This window comes from Clostridium thermobutyricum DSM 4928, assembly GCF_002050515.1.
Taxonomy (GTDB): Bacteria; Bacillota; Clostridia; order Clostridiales; family Clostridiaceae; genus Clostridium; species Clostridium thermobutyricum.
Map to the genome: position 1 here is coordinate 13,252 of NZ_LTAY01000029.1, position 26,460 is coordinate 39,711.

A 26,460-nucleotide genomic window follows, 5' to 3' on the forward strand; every position below is an offset into this window, starting at 1 on the left:
TATTTTAAGATAGCTAAAAAACTTTTATTTTATAATTTTAAAGTAACTTTACTTCTAACTTGTGATGCATTTCCTTCATAATCAAAAGCTTCTATAGAGAAAGTAATATTTCTTCCATGTGGCTTATATAGCTTAGTAATTGGTATTCTATATGAAGTATCTTGCCTATCTACTGTTCCAATCCAATAATTATCTGCAAAAATATTATATCCAGCTAAATCTATATCACTATTTTTAGTCCAAGATAAATAAACATTTCCATTTGAAACACTAGCTTTAAAGTTTTGTACTTGTCTTGGTTGAGTTAAAAGATCTAAATTATTTGGTCCCCAGTTAGCATCTACTGGGTTATCTACACCATCTATTTGTTGACTATCAGTATATTGCCAAATTCTCCATCTTGTCCATCCCCCTGCATTTGGTGGGAAAGGAGGATTACCTGGTATTCTCGTATACATAGCTACCCAAAGTGGCATATTATTTAAAGGATATGTTCCATCACTTGATTGGAAGTTATTATTGTCTTGAATAAAGAATACAGATGCGTAAAGCATAAGTCTTCTTCTTGTTTTAGATTCGAATCTATTTCTAAATCTATTAATCCATCTTAATAATGCATCAGTGTTCATATTAGGATTCATAGGCTCCTCTATATCTAAAACTGGCATTAAAGGTCCATAATTTTTATTTCCATAAGCTCTTTGCAATATGTCTATAAAATCATCACATTGCATATCTGCAGTGCTTAAATCATATGACGGAATTCCATAATGATATCCCCCTGATTTAATTCCATATTTTTTACACTCCGCTGCAAACTCTAAAAACTTTCTGTCTACTCTAAAGTAACCTGCTCTTGACCCTGAAGATCTTAAATAAATAAAATCAACTTTTGATGAAAGTACTTGGAAATTAGGATTTTGAGAATATTCATTTAAATCTATTCCAAAAGTACTATTAGGATTTCTATCTTGCATATTTCCTCCAAAAATAATATTGCTATTATATATTATTTTTGAATTTTGAATTAGTTACTAATAATTTTAAGCTTTATATAAAAAGTTATATCATTCCCCACACATTCAGCCCACATATGACCTCCATGCATATTTACTATACTTTTTGCTATTGCAAGTCCAAGCCCAGTTCCTCCACTTTCTGTTGCACGTGATTCATCCCCTCTATAAAATCTATCAAAAAGCTTATTAAGCTTATCTTGTTCTATATTATCTCCTCTATTTCTAACAGAAATAACTGCTTCTCCTTCATTTTCGTAAAGTCCTATTATTACAGTTCCTGGCTTATAAGAATATTTAGAAGCATTGCTAAGAATATTTTCTAATACTCTTACCATTTTATTTGGATCTAACTTACAAATTATTTTATCATCTATTATATTTTTTAAAAGAATTAAATCATTTTCTTCAAAAATCGGTGTCATCTCATCAGCTATTTGTGAAACAATGTTACTTAGATTAACTCTTGTCTTTTCTATTTTCATTTCTGCATTATTTAATTTAGTATATTCAAATAAATCTTCAATTAATATCTTAAGTTTTTCAGATTTATTAAATGCTATATTTAAATATTCATTCATTTCTTCTTCATTTTTATATCTTTTATCTTTTAATAAACCTATATATCCCATTATTGAAGTTAATGGAGTTCTTAAATCATGAGAAACATTAGTTATAAGTTCTGACTTGGTTTTTTCTGCTGCTCTTTCTGATTTAATTTTCTTTTCTATTTCACTTGCCATTAAATTTATATTATTTGCTATATTTGAAACTTCATCTGCCCCTCTAATTTTTACTCTATATGATAAATCACCATTAGCTATAATTTTTATTCCATCTGAAATTTCATCTAACTCTTTTACTTTCTTATTTATTATATATAAAAATGTAATAATAAATATTAAAGTTCCAACTAAAAGTCCTAACAACTCATTTGTTTGTTTATATTCGTTTGTTCTTACAACAATCTCTGGAACTCCTTCATATATAAAGTAGTATTCTTTCCCTCCAATTTTTATTGGAAACATTTTGGTCATTTGCTTTGGTGAATATGAATTTATTCTTTTTTCTCCTGAACCTACTCTTTCTTCAACATATTCTGTGTCCTGATTAGGCATTTCACTAGCATTTACTAAAAGCTGAAATATACTAAATTGTGTTTCTTTTGCATCAGGACTTTTATAAATTACTTTACCATCTAAATCAGTTATATATCCTTTATGATTTTCTCCTAAGGATAAATTTTCAGATTTAAAAAATTCACTGAAAAATTTACTATCTTCTATAGTTATATTTCCTTCCTCTACTTTCATCTTTAAACCTTCTGCTGCTGATTTTGCAGATTCAGTAAAGGCTTCTATTCCTACAATAGTCTCAACAGTCCTTCTGTTTTCTGAAAAAAATAGTCTTGAAGAAACCACTGCCCCTATTAAACTAATTATAAGGCAAAATCCAACTAAAAATATTAATTCATATTTTAAGTTTGTTCTAATCTTATCAGATACTTTATTAAAATTCTCATTTCCTTTTATATAAAATTTTGATTTTGTAATTTTTTCTTTTAGTTTTTCGATCCTCTCTATCCTCAAACCTATCACCTACTTATCAATTTTATAACCTACTCCCCACACAGTCTTTATAAATCTTGGTTTTCTTGAATCTTCCTCTACCTTTTCTCTTATTTTTCTTATATGAACCATAACAGTATTATCTGATTCTAAATATTCTTGCTTCCATACACTTTCATAAATATTTGCTATTGAAAATACTTTTCCTTTATTTTTTGCTAATAAAGTTATTATTTCAAATTCAGTTGGAGTTAACTTTATTAATTCATCTCCTTTATAAACTTGGTGCAAATCTAATTTTATTACTAAATCATCAATTACTATCTCATTTTCTAATTTTACGCCTTCTGAATAACTAGACATATTTTTATATCTATTATATTTTCTTAAGTGTGATTTTACTCTTGCTATTAATTCAAGTGCATTAAATGGCTTACTTATATAATCATCAGCTCCCATATTAAGCCCAAATATTTTATCAATATCTTCACTTTTAGCTGAAAGCATTATTACAGGAAGCTCACTTTTTTCTCTTATTTTTATACAAGTTTGAATTCCATCTAATTTAGGCATCATAACATCTAATATAACTAAATCAATTTCTTCTCTATTTAAAATTTCTAAAGCTTCTAGTCCATTTTCGCTTTTAAATATTTCATAACCTTCACTTTTTAAATAAATTTCTATTAAATCTCTAATTTCTTTTTCATCATCAACAATAAGAATTTTTTCCATCTTAATCCCCCCAATTTATACTCTAATGTTAACTTCTACTTCTTAATTTTTATCTAAGGTTTTTATTAATATTTTCTTAATATTTTATACACACATTGTATCATTATTTTATTTCTATACAAAATAAAAAGACCTTTTTATTTATAAAAAAGTCTTTTTATCTACAAATTTAATTTTTTATCTTTTTTCATTTAAAGATTCTTCTATTATTTTATCTACCAAATCTGAATAACTCATATTTAATCCTAATGCACTTTTAGGGAAAAGACTATTTTCAGTCATTCCAGGCAATGTATTAACTTCTAAAATATATGGAACTTTTTCCTTTGTAACAATAAAGTCAACTCTTGCATATACAGAACATTTTAAAGCTTTATATGTCTTTAGTGCCATATCTTCAACTTCATTTTTCAACTCTTCATCTAATTGAACTATATATTCTTTAGCTCCTCCATCATTATATTTTGATTCAAAATCAAAAAATTCTGATGTAGGCTCTATTGCTAATATAGGATAAACTTTATCTCTAATTATCGGACAAGTTATTTCTTCACCTTTTATAAACTCTTCAATCATAACTTCTGTATCTACTTTAAATCCTTCTTCAACTGCTTTTAAAACTTCTTCTTTTCTTTTAATAAAATAAGTTGCTACACTTGAACCTCCATGAGTTGGCTTTATAAATACAGGATATCCTAATTCCTCTATCTTTTTATAATCTAACTCCTCTATTGATTTTAAATTTATCCATTTAGCTGTTCTTATTCCTTCTGCTTTTAAAAGACTTTTTGTCATATCTTTATCCATACATGCAGCACTACTTAAAGGTCCACAACCTGAATATGGTATTCCAATTGCTTGTAAAACTGCTTGAACAGTTCCATCTTCCCCAAATTGACCATGTAATGCTAATAGTGCAAAATCAATATTTTCTTTTTTTACTTTTGTTATTATATCTTCTTTTTCATCTATAATAATTTTAACTACATCATATTTTTCTTTATTTATATTTTTAAATATTGATTCTCCACTTTTTATAGATATTTCCCTTTCTGAAGAAATTCCTCCCATTATAATTCCTATTTTCATACTTTTTAATCCCCCATTATATCATCAAGTAAATATTTATCATTATATCATTTTATTCATTTAAAATACATATTTGTTATTTTTTTCTTTTTTATTTAAATATTTTTTTTAAATTAAAACTTATATTTTATAACAATTATTATTTATTTAAACTATAATATAAGTGGTATAATTATTTTTTAACTATATTTACAAAGGAGATACTTTATGAAAAATAAAAACAAAGCAATAATACTTATGATAATTTCAGCTCTTTCATTTGCAGCTATGTCAACTTTTGTTAAGCTTGCTGGAAATAATATTCCATCTGTAGAAAAAAGCTTTTTTAGAAATTTAGTAAGTTGTGCTGTCGCATTCTATTTAATTAGGAAAAGTGGCGACAGATTATTTGGTAAAAGCGAAAATAGAAAATATTTAATTCTTAGAGCTTTATTTGGTACTTTAGGAATAATAGCAAATTATTATGCTATAGACAGACTTATACTTTCTGATGCTAATATGTTAAATAATCTTTCACCTTTCTTTGTTGTAATATTTTCTTTCTTATTCTTAAAAGAAAAAATAACAAAGAAACAGATAATAATTTTATGTGTTGCATTTTTCGGAAGTTTATTTATTATAAGACCTACTTTTAGTCTTACTGTAATACCTGCTCTTGTAGGAGTTGCTTCTGCTTTATGTGCTGGAGCTGCATATACTTTTGTTAGATATTTAGGCGGACGTGAAAATGGACCTACTATTGTATTTTTCTTTTCATTCTTCTCAATAGTAGCAACTGCTCCATTTGTTATTGCAGATTTTAAGCCTTTTACTCCTATAGAATTATTTTATTTACTTATGGCAGGAGTAGTTGCTTCAGTAGGACAATTTGCATTAACAGCTGCATATAAATATGCTCCTGCTAAAGAAATTTCAATATACAATTATTCACAAATAATATTCACAGCACTTATTGGTTTCTTATTATTTAGTCAAGTACCTGATATTTGGAGTATTATAGGATATATTATTGTACTTGGTGCATCTTTCTATATGTTCTTATACAATAAAAAACTTGACCAAAATATTGAAGAAAAAAATAAAATTCAAGAATTAAAATAAAAAAATACCACATAGATTTTATCTATGCGGTGTTTTTTTTACATATAATCTTTTTTATCTTCCCACTTACAAATAGTATTTAATGGGCATTCAAAACATTTTGGCTTTCTTGCTATACAACATCTTCTTCCATGAAAAATTAGAAGATGATGTGTAAGTGACCATTCTTCTTTTGGTAATTCTTTTTGTAATTGTTTTTCAACTTCTAAAACATTATCAGAATCAGCAAGATCTAGCCTATTAGAAACTCTAAAAACATGAGTATCTACTGCAATTGAAGGAACTCCAAATGCATTTGATAAAACCACATTTGCAGTCTTTCTGCCTGCTCCTGCAAGAGAAGTTATTCCTTCCATAGTTTTTGGAACTTCTCCATTAAATTTTTCTTTTAATTGCTTACACATAAGTACTAAATTTTTAGCTTTATTTCTATATAATCCTATAGATTTTATTCTTTCTTCTATTTGCTCATTAGTTAAAGTTAAAAAACTATCTAAATCTGGATAATCTTTAAATAACGTATCTGTAACTTGGTTAACTTTAACATCAGTAGTTTGTGCTGAAAGACAAGTTGCTACAAGCAATTGAAATGGAGTTTCATAATTTAACTCACATTTTGCATCTGGGTAAGTTTCCTTTAAAATTTCTAATATTTTTTTTGTTCTCTTTTTCATTTATTTCACCTCTAATTCTAAAGGCTATTTATAAACTCCTCTATAACTTTCTGGTAAAAGATTTGCAATAGCTTTCATCATTGTATACATACATCTGTCATCATAGTCATGCTTATCTTCATCTTTTCCTTTTTTATCTAAAATTACTGGGTCTCCAAATTTTACAGTTACATCTGCATCTTGCCATTTTTCTTCGCCCATATCTTTATTATCACTTATTGGTAATAGTTTCTCAGTACCAGACATTCCTATTGGAATTATAGTAGCCTTAGTCATTCTTGTTAAAAGAAGTATTCCTTTTTTCCCTTCTATCATGGCACCTGTTCTACTTCTTGTACCTTCTGGGAATATCATTATATTTTCCCCATTCTTTAATGTTTTAACCATTTTAGTCATAGCTTCCTTATCAGCTGTATTAGGTTTAATTGGAATATTTTTAACCATTTCCATTCCTATATTAGTTATAGGATCATCTGATAATTTTTTTCCTGCTATAAAATATGGATCAAAATCCTCTTTTAAAATTTTATTTAAAACTAATCCATCTGAATTACTTAAATGATTGCATATAAAAAGTTTTGGTCCTTCAATTTTTTTAATTTTTTCTAAACCTTCAATCTTTAAATTAGCATGTTTTCTTATATATCCATCTGTTATTTTTTTCCCAAAAAAGACCATTAACCCTGTAGGTAAGCTAGTTATTATTTTTTTAGCAAATGGCGATAACATCTACCTCTACACCTCTTCCTCTGAATTTTCTCCAACTTTATTATATGATAGAAATTTATAAAAGTCTATCAATGTAACCTTTTATGTATGGTGACTCACTTTTTAAATCTTTTATGTCCTCATGTTTGCATTTTCTTTTTCTTATTATTGCATTTCTTATTAAAATATTTTTTCCTCTCCAACCACAAGATGTATTTTTAAAACTTTCTTTAAATATTCCATTATTCATATTTATTATATTTTCTAAATTTTCTACTTTCATAAAATTTAACGGTTTAAATTCAGGTATTTTACTTTCTTCTACTTCTTCATTATAAATGCATTTCTTTTGACAACTATCACATCCAAATATTCTTCCATTTAAAAGACTTATTTCTTTATCTGTTAACTCTTTTTTTTGAGTTAAGTAAGAAACACAAATATTTGTATTTTTTCTAAACTTATTTATAGACTTTGTAGGGCATTCTTTATAACAAATTTCACAATCTCCACATTCAGAATATTTTAAAAGAGTTTCTAAATCTCTCTCTTCTTTTTCTACTAATTCTAAATCAGTAATAATTTCCCCTAAAAATACATAAGATCCGTACCTTTTAGTTATAAGCATATTATTTTTCCCTATAAATCCTATTCCAGCTAAATAAGCAATATACCTTTCAGGTAAAGTATTGCTATCTACTAAAGGTATTGCTTTTCCACCTTTTTCTTCTATAAACTTACATATTTTATCTAAATATGTATGTACAACTCTATGATAATCTATTCCCTTTGTGTAAACTGAAAATCCATTTTCTTCTCCATTATCGTAAAAGAAGTAAGGGAAAGCTATAGATATTATAGTTTTCCCATCTTCCATATACGTAAAAGGATCTATCCTTTTCTTTATATCCTTTTCTTCAAATTCATTTTCAGCTTTCCATTCTTTTCTTTTCAAAAATAAATCTTCAAGCTCTATGAATTTTCTCATTTTCACAAAACCAACTAAATCTAATTTTAATGTTTTACAAAACTCTAAAATTTCTCCTCTATCCATATTTTTATCCTTTTCTTTTAAATAAACTATATAATCATATCATTATATATTTTTTTCTTTTTGCCTGTAAAGTCCTCTATCTCAATAATATTATTGTTATTTACTTTTTCTATAACTTTTGCAGGTATACCAACTGCTGTTTTATTATCTGCAATATCTTTTAGAACAACAGAATTTGCTCCTATTTTAACGTTATTTCCAATATTAATAGGCCCTAAAACTTTAGCTCCACTTCCTATAATAACATTATTTCCAATAGTTGGATGTCTTTTACCTGTATCTTTTCCAGTCCCACCTAAAGTAACTCCATGATATATAGTAACGTCATCTCCAACTTCAGCTGTTTCACCAATAACTACTCCCATTCCATGATCTATAAATAATCCTCTTCCTATAGTAGCACCTGGATGTATTTCAATTCCTGTTAAAAATCTTCCTATTTGTGATATTAACCTTCCTAGAAAAAACCACTTTTTTCTATATAGTTTATTTGAAATTCTATACAAAATCATTACATGCACACATGGATATAGAATAAATACTTCTAGCTTACTTCTAGCGGCTGGATCTTCTTTTAAAATTCTATTTAAGCCATATTTTAAATTTTTAAACACCGCTTTATCCTCCTGTTAAAATTAGATTTTAAATTTAATTAATCATATAATCCTGTTGATATATATTTTTCTCCTCCATCAGGAGCAATAACTAATATTTTTTTACCTTTACCAACTTTCTTAGCTAAGTCTAAAGCAACTTTTATAGCAGCTCCACTTGAAATTCCTACTAATGCACCTTCTTCTATTCCAAATCTCTTTGCAATATCATATGCATCCTCATCACTTACAGTTCTTACTTCATCTACATATTTTTCTTCATAAATTGAAGGTACAAATCCTGCTCCAATTCCTTGAATTTTATGTGGACCTGGTTCTCCTCCACTTAATACTTGTGAATTTTCTGGTTCTACTGCAATAACTTTTAAATTTGGTAACTTATTCTTTAAATTTTTAGCTATTCCTGTTATTGTTCCTCCAGTTCCTACTCCAGCTATAAAATAATCTAAATCAGGAATATCTTTATATATTTCTTCAGCAGTTGTTTCATAATGCTTTTGAGGATTAGCTACATTTTCAAATTGTTGAGGAATAAAATATCCATCTTTTTTACCAAGTTCATTTGCTTTTTCAATGGCACCTTTCATTCCTTTTGATCCTTCTGTTAAAATAAGTTCTGCTCCATAAGCTTTAATAAGACTTCTTCTTTCTTGAGACATAGTGTCAGGCATAACTATTATTACTTTATATCCTTTTAGTTTTCCAACCATAGCAATTGCTATCCCTGTATTTCCACTAGTAGGCTCAACTATTACTGAACCTTCTTTTAATACCCCTAACTCTTCTGCTTTTTCAATCATTCCAAGAGCTGCTCTATCTTTTACACTTCCACCTACATTAAATTTTTCTAATTTTACATAAACTTCAGCACTATTTTCATCAGTTAAATTACTAACTTTTAATATTGGTGTATTTCCTATCATTTCTATAATGTTATTATAAATCATTTTCTCATTTCTCCTTTTCAATTAAATTTATTTTTGTAAAAAAAAACTCCATCTCTATAAAACTTATAGAGACGAAGTATTTTCGCGGTCCCACTCTAATTGAATTAAAAACAATAATTCCACCTTTATTCAAGCACTAACATGCTTTATTACTATAACGGGCACTCCCGTAAACTCATACTTCATTTCTGAGTTTAAGCTCCAAAGGGCACTTCATTTAAAATCTAAATAAGGGTTTCCAGCATTCCCCTCTCTCTGAAATTCTTCTTTTAAACTACTCTTCTTTTTCTTAGCTTTTAATTCTTACTATTTCGATATGCTTTATATAATTTATTATATTCTTATATCATTATTTGTCAACATATATTTTTGTAATATCTTTACTAATTTTTATTTACCTATTCTTTCTTTTAACATTTTAATAGGTAAAAGCATCATTACTATGCTTGTTATTAAAGCTTCAACACCTGTACTTGAATAATTATATAATATTGAATAAACCCAAATATTCATTCCTTTTGGAGCATATTGTGCATAGTATAAAACTCCTGATAAAGTATTTAAACCTGCTGCTATAAAACCAACTACTATACATCCCAAGAAAATTTTCCATTTTTTATCTGTTCCAAACATTCCTGAAAGTCCAATTACCATTGTTGATAGTGTATAATCTAATAAAAATTCTGCTGGATTTATTATTCCTCCACCACCAATAATTTTTAAAAACCCAAATATAAGTCCACAAGTTAATGCTTCTCTTCTTCCATATATTACTCCTAAAAGCATTACTGGTAACATTGAAAAGAAAGTTATTCCTCCTCCTTGAGGATATTTTATAAAAGGTATCATATATAGCACAATTGATATTGCTGCAAATAATCCTATTAATACAAGTTTTCTTGTGGTAAACTTCTCCTTTCTTAAATCCCAAAAATATAGTAATAAAAGTGCAATTCCTATAACTACAATTGCTATTCCCATGGTATATCCTCCATTCATCTTTTGTTTAATATAAAAAAGCTATATCCTATATGGATATAGCTTTTAAATTTGCATCATAACTCTATAATTTTATATTTGCTTCCCTTCGCTGGCATTATCCATACAGGTTCAAGGGTTAATACTTAAAAATATCTCTCAGCCTAAAAGGCACCCCTAGCTTATTTAATTTATTTCATTATCTAAAATTATATTCTTATAAATTCAATTGTCAACAATATATATTTTTATTAACTAATTCATTAATCTTTTAACTTTCTGTTCTTCTTTTTCCAAGTTGGATATAAATATTCATCTATAATATCATGTATTATTATGATTCCTACTAACTTTCCTTCTTCATCTGTAACTGGTACAGATAAAAGATCATATTTACTTGAAAGTTCAATTGCACTTTCTATCCCATCTTCATGTTGAAGAGTTTGAAAATTTTCACTCATTATATTCTTTAATTTTTCATTTCCAGGGCTTAATATTAAATCTCTTAAAGATATTACTCCCTTTATTTTATCCTCATTATCAGTTATATAAATATAATACATTTCTTCTTCATCAGGTTTCATCTCTTTTAAAATTTCAACTGTTTCAGAAACTGTAACATCTAAATTTAATGATATAAAATCTTTTGTCATAACACTTCCCACAGTCTCATCTTCATATTCTAAAAGTTCTTTTACTTCTTCTGCATCCTCTTTTTCAAGATTTACAAGAATTTTTTCTCTTTCTTCTTCATCAAGGTCATCTAATATGTCTGCAATTTCATCACTTGCCATATTTTCTAAAAGCTCAGCTGTTTTTGTTTCTGATAACTCTTTTATTACTTGACCTTTATATTCTTGTTCAAGCTCTTCTAAAGTATCTGCTGCTAAATCTTCATCTAAAGATTCAAAAACTTGTTTTCTAGAATTCGTATCAAGTTCTTCTAAAATATCTGCTAAATCCGCTGGATGTAATTTCGAAAGCTTTTGAAATGGTACTTGTAACTTTAAATTATTATTTACCATCTCTAGAGACTCAACATCATCCCACATAAGGACTGCTCCATCAATATTTTTTCCTAAAAGCTTAAATATAAATTTCATAAACTTATCTAATTTAAACTTTCTATATTTATTAAGTCCACCTGTTTCTACCGCTACAACTCTATATTCACCAGCTATTTCAGCTATTCTTAAATTATCAACTCTTACTACTTTTTTACCATTTATATCAACAATCTTTTTATCTAAAAGATGTCTTGATAAAAGATATGAATATGTTCTTGGAAGTATTTCTTTACTTCCTTTTGTCTTAATTATTATTTTCCCATCATTAGAGAAATATTGTATAGTTCTAAATTCAAAGTGATAAGTTATTCCATCTCTTTTAACTTTATATCCTATTATTCTCGGGTATCCTTGCTCTGTTGTTACATAAACATCCCTCAATATACCAAGAACATCTCCAAATTCATCATACATTTTATTTCCTAATATATCTGTAAATGAAAATACAGATAATCTTTTCATAAATAGTTCCTCCTTATTATCTTTAGAGAAACTTATTTAAAAATTAATTTTTAAACAGAGGTTTTTCTCTAAAGTATTTTTTGGGTTTTGGATTTTCTTTATTCATATGAGGTCCACCCTCCATTTAAAAACACCACCTTTATTTATAAATCTACATAAAAAATGGCTTTCTTAAAAAAGCCATTAAATGCTACTAATATTATATGTTATATAATTAATTATAGTATATATAAAGACAAATTAAAAGTGATTAAAGCCTTTTCATTTATTTATTTTCACTCTTTACTTTTTTAAATCCACCAATTGCCCTTTCCACTATTATCAAAAATATAAATTCGCTTATTATTGTATATGGTAATATGCTAAATTTCATAAGTATCAAAATATTTTCAACTAATATTACAATAAGTATTAATATTAAACTACATATTCCTTTTTTATTAATATTAGGCTTGTCTATAAATATAACGCTAAATACTAAGAAAAGTCCTAATATTATTACAATAATAGCAGTAATAAATTCCCCATATTTCAATTGCATTATATATCCAAAATTTATATCTAAAGTTACTATTCCTGTACTAAATACCATTCCTATAATATATAAACAAATTAATATAGATCCTATTCCATAAATAATATTAAATGATAAATTATCAAATCTTAAATATATAAAAAATAGTGCAAGAACTACTAATGGTATAGAAAGATAATTTAGATAAACAAAATTTTTAAATAAATATACAGTCTCAACATTTTTTAAAAGGCATATTAAAAGAAGTGTTAAGTATCTAATTAAAAATACCCCTAAAGCTATTCTAAAGTACATCTTCAATTTCTTTGGTGATTTTTCTTCATTTTTCATTATTAAATTTAAAATTAAAAAAAGTATAAACAGCAATATTGTATAATAGATAAAACTCAAAATGGTCTTCCTCCTCATTACATAATTGTTATTTATACTTATTATTATTCTTTTTAATTTATTCCTAAAACTTTTAATCCACCTTTTATACATTTAACTTTAAGTGGAAAATCTGGACCTTTTTCTCCATCAATATCCGTAACAATATCTTCTTCACATTCCACTAAAAGACTATCTGTTTTAAAGTAAATTACTTTTTTTGAATCTAAATGCTCTCCTCTTAAAACTTTTAAGAAAAGTGGTAAAACTTCAATTATTGGAACTGGTTTAAATAAAACAATATCTAATTTACCATCTTCAACATCAGACCTACTTGCTATATTTAAATTTCCAGCAGTTTTTCCATTGAACATTAGCATTAGATACATATATCCTTCATAATTATATTCGTTAGAAGTTAATTTAACTTTTAATTTTCTAAAGTTTTTTATTTCATCTATTCCTTTTAAATAATACGCTAATTTACCAAGTGTATTTTTTAAATTTATATCTACTTTTTGAGAAACATCTGTAAATAATCCAGTACTAGCTACATTAACAAAATACTTATCATTTATTTTACCTATGTCTATTGAACGAGGCTCTACAGTTGATACTATTCTTTTACATGCTTCTTCTACATCTGCCGGAATATCTAATAATTTACCAAAATCATTTGCTGTTCCTACTGGAAGTATTCCAAGTGGTAAGTTTATATTTTTTTTCATCATAATATTTACAACTGAATCTACTGTTCCATCCCCACCTGCAACAAGAATATATTCATAATGTTTATCAATTAAATCAAAAGCATCTTCTATATTTTGCCCTCTTTCAATTCTATAAGGACATATTATATATCCTGCTTTTTGATGTATTTCAATAACCTTGTCTAATTTTTGTAGTATTACGCCTTCTCCTGAATAAGGATTATATATGAACCTTACCTTTTTCATGTTTTTCCTCCCTTATAAACTACACTATTTTAGAATTATATCATTATTAAATTTTATTGTCGAGATTTTATCAAACCTTATTATATATGTTTATTTATATTATTTGTATATAATAACATTTTTATCTAAAGATATTCTTAAACTATAAAATTTCTCTTATATTATAAATTTATCTATGATATAATTATTCAATGTAGGTTATATATAAATTTTAGGAGTGATTATATGAAAAAAAGTTGTATTCCTAATATATTTACATTTATAAATTTATCTTGTGGGGTATTATCTTTATTATCCGTTTTTGATGAAAGATATCTTCAAGCTGCTATTTTTATCATATTAGCTGCACTTGTTGATAGATATGATGGAAGAGTTGCAAGATACTTAAATGTATCTAGTGAATTAGGAAAAGAATTAGATTCTTTAGCTGACCTAGTGTCTTTTGGAGTGGCTCCATCAATATTAATATTTGTATTATTTCATTTTAGCCAATTAGGGCCAAAAGGTATATTAGGCTACGCTATTCTTTTAGCATTTCCTATTTGTGGTGCATTTAGACTTGCAAGATATAATGTATCTACATTCGATGGAAATTTTAGAGGTATTCCAATAACTATTGCAGGATGCTTTATGGCAGTTTATGCAATTATATCTCTATACGTTAAATTACCTGTTTTATTAACAGTAATTCTTATGATAATAGGTTCATATTTAATGGTTAGTAATATAAAACTTAAAAAACTATAAAATAGGCAGAGATTATATCTCTGCTTTTTTTATTCTTCATCATCATTTTCTCGTCCTACTTGATTATTTTGAAAATATAATTCATTATTTATTTCTGTTTGAATTACATTATTCAATTCTTTTTCCATTAATTTCTTTTCATATTTTGTATTTATAACTTTATTTTTAAGATGTATATATTCAAGATATTTTTCGCCATGCGTTTCAATAACTTTTATTAAATCATCAATTACTTCTCCAACATTATCAACTCTGTCTAATGCATCTTCAACATCTGATTTTTTTCTAGGGTAAATATTATTCAATTCAGCAGCCCCTCCTATAAGAAGTCTATATGAATCTACTAATCTTTTTAAAAGCTCAGTTAAATTCATTAAGTCCTCATATTGAGTATCCATTAAATGTTTTCCCATACTCCACTCCTATAAAATTAATTTATAAATATAGACTGCACCTAAATTAGATACAGTCTATATTTACATTACTCTTCTCTATCTTCTTTGCATTTACAATTACATTTGCACTTTTTATCTTCTTTTTCTAACTCATGAATATAATCTTCATCAGCCATATGATAGATTTCAAATTCTTTTACATCACAAACATACCCATCTTTTTTCTCTTTTTTGCAACTCTTACATTCAGTTTCTTTTTTATGTTTTTCTCCTTTGCATGCTTCACATTTATGTTCTTCATGTTGAACATGTTCTTTTTTACAACTTTCGCATTTATCATCAACATATTTAACATGTCCTTTTTTACAAGCACACTTAGTTCTTTCATCATAAATATTATCTTCTAAATCGTCACCTCTTAAGTCTGATGACTCTTCTTCAAAATCTATTAATCCTTCTTCCTTTTCAACTTTGAAAAAATATTCTTTTGGGAATCTACAAAACATATTATCACCCTTCACATTTTTTTAATTCACTTTCTTGTCTAAAATATCCTCTTTCATATTTGCAAAGTGGACAAACAATTGGAGCTTCATATCCTTCATGTATATATCCGCAATTTAAGCACTTCCAAGTTCTTTTACAATCAGACTTAAACATTTTTTTATTTTTTAGAAGTTCACTTAAAAATAAAAATCTCTCTTTATGTGATTCTTCAACTTCTCTAAGTTCACGATAAAAAGTCGCTATCTCTTCAAAGCCCTCTTTCTTGGCCACTTCTTCAAATTCTTTATATATATTTTCAGTTTCTTCAAATTCTCCACAAGCAGCGCTTAAAAGATTTTCTTCTGTATCTCCAATGTTATCTAAAAACCTTTTATAAGCCTCTCTTGAATGAGCAAATTCATTCTCTGCTGTTTCATCAAACACTTGAGCTACCCACATATATCCTTCTTCACGTGCTTTTTCTCCAAATAAATTGTATTTTCCTCTGGCCCTTGATTCTCCAGCAAAAGTCTTATATAAATTTTTTTCTGTTTGACTACCTGAAATTTTCAAAGATTTTCTCCTATATGATTGCTATAATATATACTTATTCATACTATATTCTTTTGTTACTTTCAGTAATTAAAATTTTGCCTTTTTCATTACATGTTATGGCAAATTCTTCTCCTTCTTTGTTTTGCGTATTTAATTTCACTTTATATCCCCATAATTTTCCTATATATTTAACAGTTTCTTTTGCATAAGAAATTTCTAGTTCTCTTCCATCAAAAACATGCTCTAAAGTTAAGCAATAATCTCTTTTATTTAAATCAATTACTCTTATATGTGGTATTCCTTGTATTCCCATTTCTTCTGACATCTTATCTCTTATAGACTTCCAACCTTTTTCATCAGAAACTTCTTCTACAACAAAATCAAATACCTTTTTTCCATATTGGAATAAATTTAATTCTTCACATAACTCCTTAGTTAAATACCTTCTTATAAAAGATGAATCTCTTTCTAACTTTCTAACTTCAAAAACTTTTTCTATTCCATACTTTTCGTAAAGATCCATAAAAATTTTAAATCCAACATAATAAGGATTCATTCCTCCTAATATAGGAGCTACAACATCATTATGTCTTTTTAAAAATTCTAAATATAAACCTTCATCTAAATCTAATCTTTTTAAAATATTATAATGACAAAAACAAGCCCAACCTTCATTTATAGTTTTTGTTTCTATCTGTGGAAGAAAATATTCAGATTCTCTTTTTACTATTCTTAAAATATTTTTTTCCCATTCTTCAAGTTTTCCATATTCAATTATAAATCCCATAACATCATCTCTAGGTTCTAACGGAATTTTATCTACTTCTGGGACACTTACTTCTTCATACATATCTAATAAATCTCTATTTTCTATTTCTTTTTTATAATCTTCTATTCTTCTACTTCTTATTTCTTTATCAGATATTTCTTTAACTCCAATAGTTCTACCTATAGAATACCTAATTGAATGAGCTGCATCTAATATTTTCTCTACTTTTTCATATCCTATATCGGGATTATTTATATAACTTCTAATTATTTCAGCATCTAACTTAAACATTTCTAAAGTTCTCTCTGCGTTAGTTCCTTCTTTAAATAATCTATTATTTTTAAAGAAATCATTGTGTCCATAAACATGGGCAATAGTAAGAATTTGAAGTAATAGAGTATTTTCATTCATTAAATATGCAAGACAAGGATTTGAATTAATAACCATTTCATATGGAAGTCCTGTCATATTTAAAGAATACAAAGTTTTATTTTTTTCATAAGCCTTTCCATAACTCCAATGAGGATATTTAGAAGGCATACCTACATATGCCTCATATCCTATCATTTCATTAAAACTTATTATTTCAAATTCTTGGGGATAGTAATCTAATCCAAAATCTTTAGCAACTTTTTCAATTTTTTCATTCCACACTTCTAAATCTTTTAAGTTATATTCCAAAGCTTACTCCTCCCCTAACTCTTTATTTAATATTGTTTTTAAAGCTTCCCATAAATCTTTTTTTTCTTTAACTATTACAGGTATAAAATTTTCCTTTTCAATTTCTTTTGAAAATCTATAATACATAGTTGTAGAATAAGTGGAAGGTAAAAGCTCACAATATGCAAACATATTGCTTATATCACAAAGTTCTTTAACACTTTTAATAGCCTTTTCATTATCTTCTGTCCAGTTATCTCCATCACTAGCGTATACAGGATAAATGTTCCACATTTCAGCTGGGTATTTTTCTTCTATAAGTTCTAAAGCTTTAACTATTCCACTTGAAATATAAGTTCCTCCAGATTCTGCTTTATGAAAAAACTCAAATTCATTTACTCTTTTTGCAGTAGTTGTATGAGATATAAATTCAAAAGCTATATTATTGTATTTTTTATTTAAAAATCTTGATAAAACAAAGAAAAATGATCTAGCAAGATATTTTTTTGTACTATCCATAGACCCTGAAACATCCATTATAAAAATCATTAATGCATTACTTTCTCTTTTTGGTTTTTGTTTTACTCTGTAATATCTTAAATCATCTTCTCTAAATGGAAATCTCTCCATAGAATCTATATCCTTTGAAATTTCTCTTAATGCTCTTTTCTTTCCTTGTTTTCTAGCTATTTTAGACATTACTGTTTTCTTTTTAGCAAGTCTTGGCCTTATTCCATATTTTTGATAACCACATTTTTTACCTGAACTTTCAACTAATATTTCAGAATATTTTTTTCTATCTAAATTTGGTAAATCTAAATCTTCTACTATATAATCTAAAAGTTCCTCTAATGTTATTTCAGTTTCATAAATGTCATCACCTTCACTATTTCCGGCACCTTTTCCATTTCCTTTGCCAGACCTAGATGTTCCATTTCCAATTTTATCTCCACGCTTTTCTTCTCCAGTTCCTGATGCTACTCCACCAGAGTTTTTTCCATATATAAATTGATATTCCTTTATTCCTCTAATAGGTATTTTAAACTTTTTATTTTTTCCCTCACCTATAATGCTTTCTTCTGATAAAATATCACCTAAATTTTCTTTTATAGACTTTTCAACTAATTGTCTATGTCTTCTTCTATCTTCAATTGATCTGTCATGATCAACTGGAGTTGCTGTATTATCTCTAAATATAGCCATTAAAAATTAATCCTTCCAAAGATTATTTGCTGCATATTTTAGTATTACATCACAACAATGTAGGCAATATCCATTGTTTTGCATTTCAGCAACCATAGCATTATATTTTTCTTTTTGCTCTTTATTTCTAACTCTAGATTTTGTTATTATTCTTGAAAGGTCTTTTACAGATGCCATAAGTTTCTTTTCTATAGCCTCTTTTAAAGGCTCATAAGATGTATAATCAATATTAGCTCCATTTCTTACTAAATAGAACATGTAAGATGTAACATCAGCTCTAAAGCCTTTACTTGAAGATTCTGATACACCTATATATTCTTCAATACTTCTCATAAATTCTTCATCAGGATTTAACTCTTCTCCTGTTGATGAATCTTTTATTTTACTCTTATTAACAAATGCTTCTGCATTATCTATATAATTATTGAAAAGACTTTCTGCTTGTTCTCTAAATGAATGAATAAATGCTTTAGTAATTTCTTTTTCAAGAATTTTATTATATTCTTTTCTTATAGTATCTTGAATAAATCCAAGATATTTCTTTTTATCATCACTAGAAATATCCATTTCCTTAACAGATTTAATTATACTTTCCATTATGCTTAATGGATTTATACAATTATGCTCTGAATTTGAAAGTGCATTATCAATAGCTTTAACTATAAATCTAGTTGAAATTCCCTTCATGCCTTCATAAGCACCAGCTTCTTCTCTAAGCTCTCCAATATCAATTCTCTTTGTTGAACCTTTTTCAACTATTTCTTCTCCATTATAAATTTTAAGCTTAGTTATAGGATCAACTTTATTTGAGCTCATAAGTCTAGTTAATATAGCAAACATAGCTGCAATTTCAATTGTATGTGGCGCAATGTGTGCATTAAAAGTACTCTTTTTAAGAATCTTTTCATAAATTTTTATTTCTTCATCAAGTTCTAAACAGTAAGGAACTTCTATTTTTACTATTCTATCTAAAATAGCTTCATTTGTATGATCTGATTTAAATTTATTCCATTCAGCTTCATTTGAGTGAGCAACTATAACTCCATCAAAATAAATCATTGAACCTTTTCCTGGTGATGGAATTGATTTTTCTTGAGTTGCAGTAATTATTGTATGAAGATATTCAACATCATTTTTAAATACTTCTATAAATTCAACCATCCCTCTATTTCCAACATTAAATGCACCATTTAAAGAGAATATTCTTGGATCATCTTCTGCATACATATCCATTTTAGAAATATCAATTGAACCTGTTAAAATTGAAGTATCTTGATTATTAGGATCAACTGGTGGAACTACTCCTATTCCTTTTCTTGAACGAATAGAAAATCCTTTCTTTTCAATTGGCATTTCTTCATATTTACCACCATATTCATTTATAAGTCTATACTTACAAACTGGACATAAATCACCTTCTATTTTTACTCCTAACATTTTTTCAAAATCTGGTCTTAAATGTTTTGGAATAAGATGAAGAGGCTCTTCATGCATTGGGCACCCTTTTATTGAATAGATTGGTTCACAAGTTTCTAATGCTTTTTTTAATGATTCAACAAGTGAAGATTTTCCTGCACCAACTGGTCCTACAAGATATAAAACTTGTCTTGCTTCTTCTCCTTGCATTGCTGCTGAATGAAAATAATTCATAAGCTTCATAATAACTTTATCTATTCCAAAAAAATTATCTTTAAAAAATCCATATTTTCTTATTATTTCATTTCCATAAATTCTTTTTATCTTATAATTTTCTTCACCTTTTAAAACTTCTACACCTTGTTCTGAAATCTTATCATATAATCTTTTATGTGATAATTTTGCAATGTCTGGATTATTTTTTATAATCTCTAAGTAATCTAAAAATGTTCCATTAAATTTTTCTTTTTCTCTATTCTCTCTATCGGTTTGTATAAATTCTCTAAAATCCATATTATACCCCCTCCTTTTTATTAAAATATATTCTTAAAATTTTCTTTTATATACTAAAAAAAAGAATTAGAAATCTTTTTTTTCTAATTCTTTTAACTCTAATTTACATATTACTTATTAATTTTAATATCTCTTCTCCATATTTTTCGAATTTTTTCTCTCCCATTCCTCTTATAGAAAGTAGCTCTTCCTTAGTTTTCGGCTTAATATTAGCTATATTAATAAGAGATGTATCTGAAAAAATAATATATGGTCTTACACCTTCTTTATTAGATACTATACGTCTCCAAGTCTTTAATGCATTGTATAAATCTTTATTTAATATCTCTTCTTCAATACTTTCTAAAACCATTAAAACATCTTCTTCAGATTTTAAAACTTTCATAGAAAAATTATTTAATTTTAGCATCGAATATGTTCCTTCCTTTAATGAAACATACCCCATTTCTAAAAGTCCACTTATTATTTCTCTTATATATTTTGAAGAATACTCTTTCATAAGACCAAAAGTAGTAACTTTATCTAATTCATATTTTATTACTTTAGGTCCTTTTATCCCTTTTAAAATATCTACCAAAACTGATATACCGAATTTTTCTCTAGTTCTAAAAACTGTAGAAAGTATTATTTGTGCTTCCCTTGTAAAATCTCTTGCCTTATCTGAATTTAAGCAGTTAGAACAATTATTACAAAAATTTATTTTTCTTTCATTATTGAAATAGTCTAATAAAAATCCTCTATAACAATCATCATATTCACAATAATCAATCATACTTTGAAGTTTCCTAATTGCTATTTCTCTTCTACTTAAAGGAATACTTTTATTTATTAAAAATTCAACTCTACTTATATCATTTCTACAATAGAAAAGGTAACAATCACAAGATGTTCCATCCCTTCCTCCACGGCCTATTTCTTGATAATAGCTCTCTAAATTTTTAGGCATAGTAAAATGAACTATAAATCTTATATTGCTTTTATCTATTCCCATTCCAAAAGCATTTGTAGCTATCATCACATTTTTTTCTTCATCTAAAAAGGCATCTTGTGATTTTTCTTTGTCCTCTTCACTCATTCCACCATGATATTTTAAAACACTATATCCTAAATCATTTAAAATATAATAAAGTTCATCTACTTCTTTTCTTGAAGAACAATAAATTATTCCTGATTCATCTTCATGATCTCTTATTATATCTTTAACTTCTTCTTTATCTATCTCTTTTAATACAGATATTTTTAAATTATTTCTATTTATATCCCCTTTATATATGTATGGATTATTTAAACCTAAAAGCTTTATAGAATCTTCCATTACTTCCTTTGTTGCGGTTGCTGTAAATGCAGAAATAACAGGTCTCTTTTTTAAACTATTATAAAAAGGTTTTATAGCTCTATAGCTTTTTCTAAAATCATGCCCCCATTCTGAAACACAATGAGCTTCATCAATTGCAATATGGGATATATTTATTTCTCTTATCATCTTTTTAAAATACTCTGATTCTAAACGCTCAGGTGATATATATATTATTTTATATTCTCCAAACATTGCATCTTTAAGTATTTCTTTTATTTTTTCATTGCTTAAACTACTATTTATAAAAGTTCCCTTTATTCCAAGCTCTCTTAAATTATCTACTTGGTCTTTCATTAAAGAGATTAAAGGAGATATAACTATAGTAACTCCATCTAATATAATAGAAGGAATCTGATAACAAACTGACTTTCCTCCTCCAGTTGGAAGAAGACAAAAAACATCTTTATTAAACGCTATTTTTTCTATAACTTCTAATTGTCCTTCTCTAAAGCTTTTATATCCATAAAATTTATTTAATGCATAATATGCTTTATCTTTTATATTCAATTTGCTGTCATCTCCTTCCTAATATTTTATTTTACTTTTTTTCTTATCCCTTCATAAAGATAAACAATATAATCTATACTAAAACCTTCTTTTAAAATATTATCTATTCTTATCTTTGCCCTTTCAATACTTTCTTTAGCTTCTCTTTTATCCTTAGCCTTTAAGCATCTGCTCGTATAATCTAAAAGATAATCTATCTTTATTACATCCTTAGCTAAATCTTCCCTATCTTCATTTACTAAATCTAATACAACTTCATAAACCTTTGGTGATAAATCACTTCTAACATCATTTAAAAAATCATTATTTTTACTTGTTTTTTTCATATAGAACTCCTGTTTCCTTTTTTATTATAATTTTAATATACCATTTATTTTTTATCTATATCAACTTTATTAAAATATTTCCATTACTAAGTAAAAACATACAATTTTAAATAAAAAAATAGAGAGCCTTTCTCAAAATTAAGAAAACCTCTCTTTTTATTTAATATTTAATTTTTTTCTTTTATAAATCTAGGAGATAATACTAATACTATTCCTAAAATTGTTATTATAACTCCAAATATTATTAAAGATGTCATAAGCCCTAATATTACAGATAAAATTCCTATTCCTATAGTTGGAATAGCCATTCCTGTATACCCAGCTAAATAATAAGTTGAAATAACACTTGAAGATTCTTCTTTTGTAGAAATCATACCTGCTAATTGAATACTAGATTGAAAAGTTAATCCGTTTCCAAATGCTAAAATAATCATTCCTAAGAAAAGAAGTATCATATTTACTCTAATTCCTGATTCTATTACAATCCAAGTTCCTAATATAAGAAGTATAATACCTATTTGAATTCTTTTTTCTTTTTCTCTAGGAACTCTAATTAATTGAGCCATAAATCCTCCACCTAAGAATATCATAAGTAATATTCCTGAATAAGCTAAATTACTAGATTTAAGTATATTGCGCACAAAAATAGGAATCAGAGAAATTACTACTCCATTAAGGGCTAACATTATAAATATAGTAGGACAAATAAACATTAAAAATAAAATCTTAGAATTCTTAGGTATTCCTAAACTAAATTTAATTTTTTCCTTCTTATTAATCTCTTCCTCACCTTTTTTAACTGTACTTAATATTATGGCAGCTATAATTAATAGAACCATTAAAACAACATAAGGAAGTACATAAGGATTTATAGTTATGTATTGAGCTATTAATCCACTTATAAATGGTCCAACCCCAAAGCCAAATAAAGTCATTATCCCTGATAATGATAAAGCTTTAGTTATATTTGAGCTGTTTTTTATAAGCAATCCATTACTAGTTCCCATAAAAATTCCAAGCGCAATTCCTTCAACTGCTCTTGCAAAATATAACATCCAAGCTTCCTTAGTTAAAATAAAAATTATAGATGAAATTATGGCTAATATAACTCCTGTAAATACTACAGGCTTTGTTCCATTTCTTTTCACTAAAGAAGTAGATATTAGTAAGCTTGGTAACATACATGCTGTATATATAGCAAATAATAAAGTTAAATCAAAATTATTTAAATTAAAATGAGATTGATATATAGGAAATAATGGTGCTGGTAAATTTGCACTAGCAGCCATTATACATATAACAAATAAAATTCGTTTCATTTTAAATTCCTCCTTCATTTAATTTTCATTCTTATTTTATGGGTTAATTATATATTTAAAAATAAATAAATTCTAATACATAATTTGATATAATATTATGTATTAAAATACATATAAGGAGAAGAAAATGGAATTATTACAATTAAAATATTTTATTAAAGTTGCTAAAGTTCAACATATGACTAAAGCAGCTAATGAACTATACATATCACAATCCTCTTTAAGTAGAACTATAACTAGACTAGAAGAAGATTTAGGTGTAGAACTATTTAAAAGAGATGGTAGACAAATAAAGTTAAACGAATATGGAAATATTTTTTTAAAAAGAGTTGAAAAAGCTTTTTATGAACTTGAGGAAGGCAAAATTGAAATTAACGAACTCCTTGGAATAAAAAGCAGAACTATAACTGTTGGAGCTACAATAACAATGCTCTTACCAGATGTATTTAAAGAATTTTTAAGAATAAATCCTAATATTAAATTTCAATTATTTCAATTATCAACAAAAGAAATTGAGAAAAGATTAGAGGAAGGAACTATTGATTTTGCAATTTCAACTCCTCCTATAAAAAAGAAAGGAGTTATATCTATTCCTCTAAAAAAAGATAAATTTTTCCTAGCTGTAGATAAAAATCATCCTTTTGCTAAAAAGAAAAGTGTAAAAATTAAAGAAATAAAAAACGAACCTATTATTGCTTTAACTACAGATTACATATTTCAAGAAAATATAAAAGATTTATGTATTGAAAATGGATTTGAACCTAATATAATGTTTGAAAGTAATGATATTGAAGTAATGTTTAAATTAGTTTTAGATAATTTTGGAGTAGCATTTATGCCAGAATATTGGTGGAATACTGATAGAACTAATTTTCCAGTAAAAATTGAGTTATCTGATGTTTCTACAGAAAGAACAATAAGTTTATCTTGGAATGAAAAAAATAATCTAACTAAAGATCTTAAAGAATTTAAAACATTTTTAATTCAGTTTTTCAAGTAAAATTTTTCATAATTAAAAGGCCACTTTTTTTAAGATGGCCTTTTTAACTATTAATTCTTTTTCACTCTTTAAAATATAATATTTTCTCTATATAGATATAAATTTCCCAAAATCTATTTAATCCATTTTTACTTTTTTCATAGTTCCATCTGAGAATTTAACTGTAATCTCTTTTGTATCTTCTGAAACTCCACCAAATTTATATACTACTTTATCTGAATCACTATCAAATCTATTTAAAAGATAAATTTCTTTTCCTTTATCATCATATAAAAATATAGTAGCTTCATCTGTTTGCATTATATTTTTAGGACCTTTAACTACTAATTCAGTATTTAATTTTCCTATATTAATTTTCTCAATTTCTATATTTCCATTCTTTATATTAGTATTTATTTCTTTTATTCCCTTTTTATATTCTACAGGAATATTAAATTTCCAATTCCCTGATACTCTAGGGACATTGTCCTCTACAGAATTTAAAGCTACACTTTCAAATTCTACATTAATATTAAAATTCTTTGGAATATCTTTTTTTCCATTAAAAGAAAAACTTTTAACTCCTATAAAAGTATGTTCATCTATAAATTTACCTTGAAGACCAGACAATCCTAGTGTTTCTAATTCTCCATCTTCAAAATCAACTACTCCTCTTTCTGATACTAACAATTGTTTATCATTTAAGTCATTTAAAAATGGTTTATCTTTATCTGTCTTTACAACGAAAGATACATAAACTCCATAGTCATCACAAATAGCATCTTGAGCTTGTATACTTACCCCATTTTGTACTATTGGCTCAGTACTAATATTTACTCCTTTAACTTCTCCTCTTAATCCTAATTCATTTCTCAACTCTTTAAAAACATTTCCTAAAAGAGGAATTTCATCCGCAACTCCTGTAGTAACTAATCCAGTTGTAAATATTAAACTAAATACAGCTACCATTCCTATATATTTTACTTTTCTTTTTTGAGATTTCTTATATTTAACTCCTTTTTCTATAGCTTTATCTGTTAATTTATCTAAATTATTTGGAACTTTTATTTTATCTAACTCTCTCATATTCTTATACCTCTCTTAATTCAGAATTTAAAATTTTTAACCCTCTATAAATATAGGATTTAGCTGTATTTTCATTAATCTCCATAATTCTTGCTACTTCTTTAATTTTCATATCATGAATATATTTAAGAATTATAGCTGTTTTATAGTTTAATGATAATTTGTCTATTGCTTCGTATAAATCTATATTTTTTATTAGTTCTTCCTCATTAAAATTTTTAATATTATTGCTTTCTAAATTAATTTGTCTTTTAGTATCTTTTCTATAT

At 26.4% G+C, this 26,460-nt stretch carries 27 protein-coding genes, 1 riboswitch and 1 other annotated feature; of the genes, 3 read left to right on the forward strand and 24 right to left on the reverse strand.

Annotated elements, in window-relative coordinates; translation table 11 throughout:
- Positions 1 to 29: 29 nt before the first annotated feature.
- The 4 genes from CLTHE_RS05475 to CLTHE_RS05490 all read right to left on the reverse strand — a co-directional run bounded on the left by CLTHE_RS05475 (position 30) and on the right by CLTHE_RS05490 (position 4,408).
- Positions 30 to 977: a glycoside hydrolase family 25 protein gene (locus CLTHE_RS05475; protein ID WP_080022357.1), complete on the reverse strand. Its 948-nt coding sequence runs from the start codon at positions 975 to 977 to the stop codon at positions 30 to 32.
- Positions 978 to 1,027: 50 nt separating this feature from the next.
- Positions 1,028 to 2,605, reverse strand: a complete 1,578-nt coding sequence (locus tag CLTHE_RS05480) for an ATP-binding protein (protein ID WP_080022358.1) — start codon at positions 2,603 to 2,605, stop codon at positions 1,028 to 1,030.
- 9 nt (positions 2,606 to 2,614) lie between these two features.
- Complete coding sequence (locus CLTHE_RS05485; RefSeq protein WP_080022359.1) at positions 2,615 to 3,319, reverse strand: response regulator transcription factor; 705 nt, start codon at positions 3,317 to 3,319, stop codon at positions 2,615 to 2,617.
- A 177-nt stretch (positions 3,320 to 3,496) separates the two neighbouring features.
- Positions 3,497 to 4,408, reverse strand: coding sequence for a D-alanine--D-alanine ligase (locus tag CLTHE_RS05490; protein ID WP_080022360.1), 912 nt, complete (start codon positions 4,406 to 4,408; stop codon positions 3,497 to 3,499).
- Positions 4,409 to 4,615: 207 nt separating this feature from the next.
- On the opposite strand from CLTHE_RS05490, the gene CLTHE_RS05495 reads away from it, so the two are divergent.
- The gene (locus CLTHE_RS05495) at positions 4,616 to 5,509 is read left to right on the forward strand and encodes a DMT family transporter (protein WP_080022361.1); all 894 of its coding nucleotides are present in this window, start codon (positions 4,616 to 4,618) and stop codon (positions 5,507 to 5,509) included.
- Between the two features lie 38 nt (positions 5,510 to 5,547).
- Here the strand turns inward: CLTHE_RS05495 and nth are convergent, their stop codons facing one another.
- The 9 genes from nth to CLTHE_RS05540 all read right to left on the reverse strand — a co-directional run bounded on the left by nth (position 5,548) and on the right by CLTHE_RS05540 (position 13,873).
- Complete coding sequence (gene nth / locus CLTHE_RS05500; protein ID WP_080022362.1) at positions 5,548 to 6,183, reverse strand: endonuclease III; 636 nt, start codon at positions 6,181 to 6,183, stop codon at positions 5,548 to 5,550.
- A gap of 24 nt (positions 6,184 to 6,207) precedes the next feature.
- On the reverse strand, positions 6,208 to 6,912 hold the full coding sequence (locus tag CLTHE_RS05505; protein WP_080022363.1) for a lysophospholipid acyltransferase family protein: 705 nt from the start codon (positions 6,910 to 6,912) through the stop codon (positions 6,208 to 6,210).
- A 55-nt stretch (positions 6,913 to 6,967) separates the two neighbouring features.
- Complete coding sequence (gene queG / locus CLTHE_RS05510) at positions 6,968 to 7,945, reverse strand: tRNA epoxyqueuosine(34) reductase QueG (protein WP_080022364.1); 978 nt, start codon at positions 7,943 to 7,945, stop codon at positions 6,968 to 6,970.
- Positions 7,946 to 7,971: 26 nt separating this feature from the next.
- A complete protein-coding gene (epsC, locus tag CLTHE_RS05515) occupies positions 7,972 to 8,559 on the reverse strand; it encodes a serine O-acetyltransferase EpsC (RefSeq protein ID WP_080022365.1) in 588 nt (195 codons plus the stop codon).
- A 38-nt stretch (positions 8,560 to 8,597) separates the two neighbouring features.
- Positions 8,598 to 9,506 (reverse strand): cysteine synthase A, encoded by a 909-nt coding sequence (cysK, locus tag CLTHE_RS05520; RefSeq protein WP_080022366.1) that lies wholly within the window; start codon positions 9,504 to 9,506, stop codon positions 8,598 to 8,600.
- A 64-nt stretch (positions 9,507 to 9,570) separates the two neighbouring features.
- Positions 9,571 to 9,806, reverse strand: a binding site (T-box leader).
- Between the two features lie 90 nt (positions 9,807 to 9,896).
- Positions 9,897 to 10,487, reverse strand: a complete 591-nt coding sequence (gene thiT, locus CLTHE_RS05525; protein ID WP_080022367.1) for an energy-coupled thiamine transporter ThiT — start codon at positions 10,485 to 10,487, stop codon at positions 9,897 to 9,899.
- 84 nt (positions 10,488 to 10,571) lie between these two features.
- A riboswitch (TPP riboswitch) is annotated at positions 10,572 to 10,673 on the reverse strand.
- Positions 10,674 to 10,747: 74 nt separating this feature from the next.
- Positions 10,748 to 12,013: a magnesium transporter gene (locus CLTHE_RS05530; protein ID WP_080022368.1), complete on the reverse strand. Its 1,266-nt coding sequence runs from the start codon at positions 12,011 to 12,013 to the stop codon at positions 10,748 to 10,750.
- Between the two features lie 265 nt (positions 12,014 to 12,278).
- The gene (locus CLTHE_RS05535; RefSeq protein WP_158082666.1) at positions 12,279 to 12,878 is read right to left on the reverse strand and encodes a hypothetical protein; all 600 of its coding nucleotides are present in this window, start codon (positions 12,876 to 12,878) and stop codon (positions 12,279 to 12,281) included.
- Positions 12,879 to 12,991: 113 nt separating this feature from the next.
- Positions 12,992 to 13,873 (reverse strand): YegS/Rv2252/BmrU family lipid kinase, encoded by an 882-nt coding sequence (locus CLTHE_RS05540; RefSeq protein ID WP_080022370.1) that lies wholly within the window; start codon positions 13,871 to 13,873, stop codon positions 12,992 to 12,994.
- Positions 13,874 to 14,098: 225 nt separating this feature from the next.
- On the opposite strand from CLTHE_RS05540, the gene pssA reads away from it, so the two are divergent.
- On the forward strand, positions 14,099 to 14,620 hold the full coding sequence (gene pssA, locus CLTHE_RS05545; RefSeq protein WP_080022371.1) for a CDP-diacylglycerol--serine O-phosphatidyltransferase: 522 nt from the start codon (positions 14,099 to 14,101) through the stop codon (positions 14,618 to 14,620).
- Between the two features lie 29 nt (positions 14,621 to 14,649).
- On the opposite strand, the gene CLTHE_RS05550 is transcribed toward pssA, so the two are convergent.
- The 9 genes from CLTHE_RS05550 to CLTHE_RS05590 form a co-directional block, all read right to left on the reverse strand.
- A complete protein-coding gene (locus CLTHE_RS05550) occupies positions 14,650 to 15,033 on the reverse strand; it encodes a hypothetical protein (RefSeq protein WP_080022372.1) in 384 nt (127 codons plus the stop codon).
- 68 nt (positions 15,034 to 15,101) lie between these two features.
- Complete coding sequence (locus CLTHE_RS16665; RefSeq protein ID WP_080022373.1) at positions 15,102 to 15,521, reverse strand: hypothetical protein; 420 nt, start codon at positions 15,519 to 15,521, stop codon at positions 15,102 to 15,104.
- Between the two features lie 4 nt (positions 15,522 to 15,525).
- Entirely contained in the window at positions 15,526 to 16,074 is a 549-nt protein-coding gene (locus CLTHE_RS05560) for a rubrerythrin family protein (RefSeq protein WP_080022374.1), read from the reverse strand.
- Between the two features lie 43 nt (positions 16,075 to 16,117).
- A complete protein-coding gene (locus CLTHE_RS05565) occupies positions 16,118 to 17,506 on the reverse strand; it encodes a SpoVR family protein (RefSeq protein ID WP_080022375.1) in 1,389 nt (462 codons plus the stop codon).
- 3 nt (positions 17,507 to 17,509) lie between these two features.
- Entirely contained in the window at positions 17,510 to 18,688 is a 1,179-nt protein-coding gene (yhbH, locus tag CLTHE_RS05570; RefSeq protein ID WP_080022376.1) for a sporulation protein YhbH, read from the reverse strand.
- A 6-nt stretch (positions 18,689 to 18,694) separates the two neighbouring features.
- Entirely contained in the window at positions 18,695 to 20,617 is a 1,923-nt protein-coding gene (locus tag CLTHE_RS05575) for a PrkA family serine protein kinase (protein ID WP_080022377.1), read from the reverse strand.
- 103 nt (positions 20,618 to 20,720) lie between these two features.
- A complete protein-coding gene (recQ, locus tag CLTHE_RS05580) occupies positions 20,721 to 22,481 on the reverse strand; it encodes a DNA helicase RecQ (RefSeq protein ID WP_080022378.1) in 1,761 nt (586 codons plus the stop codon).
- A gap of 26 nt (positions 22,482 to 22,507) precedes the next feature.
- The gene (locus CLTHE_RS05585; protein WP_080022379.1) at positions 22,508 to 22,807 is read right to left on the reverse strand and encodes a hypothetical protein; all 300 of its coding nucleotides are present in this window, start codon (positions 22,805 to 22,807) and stop codon (positions 22,508 to 22,510) included.
- A 167-nt stretch (positions 22,808 to 22,974) separates the two neighbouring features.
- Entirely contained in the window at positions 22,975 to 24,126 is a 1,152-nt protein-coding gene (locus tag CLTHE_RS05590) for an MFS transporter (protein WP_158082667.1), read from the reverse strand.
- A 127-nt stretch (positions 24,127 to 24,253) separates the two neighbouring features.
- On the opposite strand from CLTHE_RS05590, the gene CLTHE_RS05595 reads away from it, so the two are divergent.
- Positions 24,254 to 25,126: a LysR family transcriptional regulator gene (locus CLTHE_RS05595; RefSeq protein ID WP_080022381.1), complete on the forward strand. Its 873-nt coding sequence runs from the start codon at positions 24,254 to 24,256 to the stop codon at positions 25,124 to 25,126.
- A gap of 117 nt (positions 25,127 to 25,243) precedes the next feature.
- Here CLTHE_RS05595 and CLTHE_RS05600 read toward each other — a convergent pair whose 3' ends face one another.
- Together CLTHE_RS05600 and CLTHE_RS05605 are read right to left on the reverse strand one after the other, a co-directional pair.
- Positions 25,244 to 26,191, reverse strand: coding sequence for a DUF4179 domain-containing protein (locus CLTHE_RS05600; protein ID WP_080022382.1), 948 nt, complete (start codon positions 26,189 to 26,191; stop codon positions 25,244 to 25,246).
- Positions 26,192 to 26,195: 4 nt separating this feature from the next.
- Positions 26,196 to 26,460: sigma factor-like helix-turn-helix DNA-binding protein (locus tag CLTHE_RS05605; protein ID WP_278320286.1), on the reverse strand; the 265-nt coding region annotated here is incomplete at its 5' end.

Coding starts and splice junctions, on each gene's coding strand:
- CLTHE_RS05475 (WP_080022357.1), bottom strand. CDS start 977: ATGCAAGATAGAAATCCTAATAGTACTTTTGGAATAGATTTAAATGAA.
- CLTHE_RS05485 (WP_080022359.1), bottom strand. CDS start 3,319: ATGGAAAAAATTCTTATTGTTGATGATGAAAAAGAAATTAGAGATTTA.
- CLTHE_RS05490 (WP_080022360.1), bottom strand. CDS start 4,408: ATGAAAATAGGAATTATAATGGGAGGAATTTCTTCAGAAAGGGAAATA.
- CLTHE_RS05495 (WP_080022361.1), top strand. CDS start 4,616: ATGAAAAATAAAAACAAAGCAATAATACTTATGATAATTTCAGCTCTT.
- nth (WP_080022362.1), bottom strand. CDS start 6,183: ATGAAAAAGAGAACAAAAAAAATATTAGAAATTTTAAAGGAAACTTAC.
- CLTHE_RS05505 (WP_080022363.1), bottom strand. CDS start 6,912: ATGTTATCGCCATTTGCTAAAAAAATAATAACTAGCTTACCTACAGGG.
- queG (WP_080022364.1), bottom strand. CDS start 7,945: ATGGATAGAGGAGAAATTTTAGAGTTTTGTAAAACATTAAAATTAGAT.
- cysK (WP_080022366.1), bottom strand. CDS start 9,506: ATGATTTATAATAACATTATAGAAATGATAGGAAATACACCAATATTA.
- thiT (WP_080022367.1), bottom strand. CDS start 10,487: ATGGGAATAGCAATTGTAGTTATAGGAATTGCACTTTTATTACTATAT.
- CLTHE_RS05530 (WP_080022368.1), bottom strand. CDS start 12,013: ATGAAAAGATTATCTGTATTTTCATTTACAGATATATTAGGAAATAAA.
- CLTHE_RS05535 (WP_158082666.1), bottom strand. CDS start 12,878: ATGAAAAATGAAGAAAAATCACCAAAGAAATTGAAGATGTACTTTAGA.
- CLTHE_RS05540 (WP_080022370.1), bottom strand. CDS start 13,873: ATGAAAAAGGTAAGGTTCATATATAATCCTTATTCAGGAGAAGGCGTA.
- pssA (WP_080022371.1), top strand. CDS start 14,099: ATGAAAAAAAGTTGTATTCCTAATATATTTACATTTATAAATTTATCT.
- CLTHE_RS05550 (WP_080022372.1), bottom strand. CDS start 15,033: ATGGGAAAACATTTAATGGATACTCAATATGAGGACTTAATGAATTTA.
- CLTHE_RS16665 (WP_080022373.1), bottom strand. CDS start 15,521: ATGTTTTGTAGATTCCCAAAAGAATATTTTTTCAAAGTTGAAAAGGAA.
- yhbH (WP_080022376.1), bottom strand. CDS start 18,688: ATGGCTATATTTAGAGATAATACAGCAACTCCAGTTGATCATGACAGA.
- CLTHE_RS05575 (WP_080022377.1), bottom strand. CDS start 20,617: ATGGATTTTAGAGAATTTATACAAACCGATAGAGAGAATAGAGAAAAA.
- CLTHE_RS05585 (WP_080022379.1), bottom strand. CDS start 22,807: ATGAAAAAAACAAGTAAAAATAATGATTTTTTAAATGATGTTAGAAGT.
- CLTHE_RS05590 (WP_158082667.1), bottom strand. CDS start 24,126: ATGAAACGAATTTTATTTGTTATATGTATAATGGCTGCTAGTGCAAAT.
- CLTHE_RS05595 (WP_080022381.1), top strand. CDS start 24,254: ATGGAATTATTACAATTAAAATATTTTATTAAAGTTGCTAAAGTTCAA.
- CLTHE_RS05600 (WP_080022382.1), bottom strand. CDS start 26,191: ATGAGAGAGTTAGATAAAATAAAAGTTCCAAATAATTTAGATAAATTA.